The 2,920-nt window shown below is 67.6% G+C and carries 3 protein-coding genes and 1 pseudogene; all 4 read right to left on the reverse strand.

Annotation, left to right across the window (positions count from 1 at the left end):
* Window positions 1–124: 124 nt before the first annotated feature.
* Window positions 125–316, reverse strand: a pseudogene (locus ACLP9N_RS26355) (MATE family efflux transporter); the annotation flags it as partial.
* A gap of 6 nt (window positions 317–322) precedes the next feature.
* The gene (locus ACLP9N_RS26360) at window positions 323–1,342 is read right to left on the reverse strand and encodes a DHH family phosphoesterase (protein WP_442410140.1); all 1,020 of its coding nucleotides are present in this window, start codon (window positions 1,340–1,342) and stop codon (window positions 323–325) included.
* The gene (gene rbfA / locus ACLP9N_RS26365) at window positions 1,317–1,820 is read right to left on the reverse strand and encodes a 30S ribosome-binding factor RbfA (RefSeq protein WP_442410141.1); all 504 of its coding nucleotides are present in this window, start codon (window positions 1,818–1,820) and stop codon (window positions 1,317–1,319) included. Before rbfA ends, ACLP9N_RS26360 begins: the two co-directional genes overlap by 26 nt.
* Window positions 1,820–2,920 (reverse strand): translation initiation factor IF-2 (locus ACLP9N_RS26370; protein ID WP_442410142.1); only part of this gene is annotated, 1,101 nt, incomplete at its 5' end. The genes ACLP9N_RS26370 and rbfA, both read right to left, overlap by 1 nt.

A 2,920-nucleotide genomic window follows, 5' to 3' on the forward strand; every position in this document is an offset into this window, starting at 1 on the left:
CGGACCCGACCGCCAGGCAGTACCAGCACCTCGACCAACAATGCCGTCCACCACACACCACTTCGGGCACACCAACCACACCGGCAACCCGCCCCGCAGAGGGCACTACATCAGCAGCGTCCTAGGAACCGACTACCCCGAGCACCAGGCCGCCGAGCGGCAGTGCCCCGAGCCGCCCGACCACGCCGGTGTCGAACAACAGATACAGCGGCTCGGCAGCCAGCACACCCAGCGCGGGCAACGCCAGCTTGGCGATCTTCCGGCCGCCGGCGGGTCGGCCCGGGACGGCCCCCGCGTCACGCCCCGCTTCATTCAAAGGCGATCAGCCGAGCGCCGCGCACAGTGACGCCACGACATCGTCGATCGACCCGGTGGTCGAATAGCCCGCGGCCAGCCGGTGGCCACCGCCACCAAACCCGGACGCGACGGCAGCGAGATCCACGTCGCTCTTGGCGCGCATCGAGACCGACCACTGTTGCGGCTCAACCTCTTTGAACACCGCCGCCACCTCAGCCTGCTGGGTGGTGCGCACGATGTCGACGATGCTCTCGACTTCCTCTGAGCGCGAGTTGACCCACTCCTGATTGTCGACGACCACATAGACCAAGCCGCGGCCGCCGACCGCTTCCGGCACCAGCTGCGCGGAGCCCAGCACACGCGACAGCATCGGCAACCACGCGAAAAGATGCGTATCCATCAGGGTCCGGCTGATCGCGGCGTTGTCCACGCCGATGTCGACCAGCCGGGCCGCCAGCCGAAGGGCGCGGGCGCTGGCCCAGCGAAACGATCCGGTGTCGGTCGTCAGCCCGGCGTAGATGCAGTGCGCGACGTCAGAGTCGATGGGTATCCCCCACGCGTCGAGAAGATCGGCAACCATCATCGTGGTGGAATCGGCCGACAGGTCGACGAAGTTCACGGTGCCGAACAGGTCGTTGGAGGCGTGATGGTCGATGACCAGCAACTGCTGGCCCGGACCGGCCAAGTCGCCCAGGGCACCGAGCCGTTTCAAGCTCGGAACATCAACGGTCACAACCAAGTCGACATCCCGGCGTATCTCGTCGGGACTGACCAGCAGATCACAGCCCGGCAGCGACCGCAACGACTCCGGCAGCGTGGCGGGTGCGGCGAAGCTGACCTCGACCTGCTTACCACTGCGGTCGAGCACGATGGCCAGCGCCAGCCCGGCACCGACGGTGTCGGCATCAGGGTGGACGTGGCAGATCACCGCGATCGTCGTTGCGACCGAGAGTAATTCGGCGGCGCCGACGGCATCCACAGACAATCCCGGCGCCGCCGCAAGGCGGACACCGGGAGGCTCAGTTTTCGGGTCGATAGTCGTCACCGGCGCCCTCGAGCCCGTCCAGCCCCCCGGAAAGTGATGCTGCTTCTACCCCCCGGTCACGGTATGGATCGGGCTCCCCCGCCGGCTTGGCAGCCGCACGGACCCGCGCCACATCGGCGTCCGCGGCACGGGCGCGGGCCAACAGCTCGTCCATCCGCGCCACGCTATCGGACGTCGTGTCTCGGCTGAACGCCAGCGTGGGAGTGAAGCGCACTCCGGTGCCCGCGCCTACCTTGGTGCGCAACGTACCTTTGGCCCGGTCCAGCGCGGCGGCGGCGCCGGCGAAATCCGGCTCGTCGTCAAGCGTGGGCCCCATCACGGTGTAATACACGGTGGCGTCGTGCAGGTCGGCGGTCACTTTGGCGTCGACGATGGTCACCCCGGCCAAACCCGGGTCCTTGATCTCACGCTCGATCGCCAAGGCGACGATCGCCGCGATCCGCTTCTCCAGCCGGCGCGCCCGGGCCTGGTCGACCATCAGGTGCGCTCCTTTTGGACCAGCTCGAAGGACTCGATGACGTCGCCTTCCTTGATGTCGGAGTAGCCCAGCGTCATACCGCACTCGAAGCCCTCGCGGACCTCGGTGACGTCGTCCTTCTCGCGCCGCAGCGAGGTGATCGTGAGGTTGTCGGAGACCACGATGTTGTCCCGCAGCAGGCGGGCTTTCGCGTTGCGGCGCACCACACCTGAGGTGATCATGCAGCCGGCGATGACACCGACCTTCGAGGACCGGAACAGCGCCCGGATCTCGGCAGTGCCGAGCTGGTTCTCCTCGTAGATCGGCTTGAGCATGCCGCGCAGAGCCTTCTCGATCTCATCGATCGCCTGGTAGATCACCGAGTAGTAGCGGATCTCCACGCCCTCGCGGTTGGCCAGCTCGGTCGCCTTGCCTTCGGCCCGCACGTTGAACCCGATGATCACCGCATCCGAGGCGGACGCCAGGTTGACGTTGGTCTCGGTGATGCCACCGACGCCGCGGTCGATGACGCGCAGCTCCACCTCGTCGTCGACCTGAATCCCCAGCAGGGCCTCTTCCAGCGCCTCGACGGTACCGGCGTTGTCGCCCTTGAGGATCAGGTTCAGCTGGCTGGTTTCCTTCAGCGCGGCATCCAGATCGTCCAGGCTGATCCGCTTGCGGGAACGCGCGGCCAGCGCGTTGCGCTTGCGGGCGCTGCGCCGGTCGGCGATCTGGCGGGCGATGCGGTCCTCGTCGACGACCAGCAGGTTGTCACCGGCACCGGGCACCGAGGTGAAGCCGATGACCTGCACCGGCCGCGACGGCAGCGCCTCGTGGACGTCCTCGCCGTGCTCGTCGACCATCCGGCGCACCCGCCCGTAGGCATCGCCCGCGACCACCGAGTCGCCGACCCGCAGCGTGCCGCGTTGGATCAGCACGGTCGCCACCGGTCCGCGACCGCGGTCCAGGTGTGCCTCGATCGCCACACCCTGGGCCTCCATGTCGGGGTTGGCCTTGCTCTCCCCGGCAAGGTTCTGCAACCGGTAGCTCTCGCCACGGGGAACATACAGCACGTCGTAATGCTCAAGCGCATAGTGGCCGCCGGCCAGGTCAACCGCAAC

Source organism: Mycobacterium sp. (assembly GCF_052144515.1).
Taxonomy (GTDB): Bacteria; Actinomycetota; Actinomycetes; order Mycobacteriales; family Mycobacteriaceae; genus Mycobacterium.

Bases quoted from the DNA above. Each gene is read 5' to 3' on its own strand.
- rbfA (WP_442410141.1), bottom strand. From the start codon at position 1,820: ATGGTCGACCAGGCCCGGGCGCGCCGGCTGGAGAAGCGGATCGCGGCG.